General features: G+C 60.6%; 1 protein-coding gene. It reads right to left on the bottom strand.

Features of this window, described 5'->3' with window-relative positions:
- Positions 1-290, bottom strand: a 290-nt coding sequence (locus tag FEF65_RS13255; RefSeq protein WP_153227332.1) for a protein kinase domain-containing protein, incomplete at its 3' end; no start/stop codon positions are given.
- Positions 291-493: the final 203 nt, after the last annotated feature.

Below are 493 nucleotides of genomic sequence, written 5' to 3'. Positions count from 1 at the left end.
GCCAGCGACGGGCCGTCGATGTAGTCCATCACCAGATAGCGCTGCCCCTGCCAGAGGCCCGCGGTGTAGAGCGTCACAATGTTGTCGTGGCGCAGCACCGCCATCGTGCCCGCTTCGTTCTGAAAAATGCCCAGCGTCGCCGGGTCCACCGACAGTTGGGGGTGCAGGATCTTCAGCGCCACACGGCGGTTGCGCAGCGTCGTATCCAGCGCCAGGTACACAACGCCAAAGCTGCCGCGTCCTAGCTCGTGTTGGAGATTGAATTGTTCGGCGAAAAGGGTGGTGGTCACAAGCGATTCCTCTGATATGCGAACCTTCCCGGCAGGCTCTGAACCTGCCGGGAAGGTGTTGGTTGACGCTTTTGATGTGCCGCGTTAAGCCTGCACGCCGCCCTTTTTCTCACGCAGCCGGGCGCGAATCACGCTGATCGCTTTATCCGCGCCGGTGGGGAGCAGTCTACCTTCTTTAACAATGTCGCTCAGTTGGGGGAAAC

The sequence above is a fragment of the Mariprofundus erugo genome, assembly GCF_005818865.1.
Taxonomy (GTDB): domain Bacteria; phylum Pseudomonadota; class Zetaproteobacteria; order Mariprofundales; family Mariprofundaceae; genus Mariprofundus; species Mariprofundus erugo.
The sequence above is the reverse complement of the archived record's forward strand: the minus strand, read 5'-3'. Positions and strand labels throughout refer to the sequence as shown.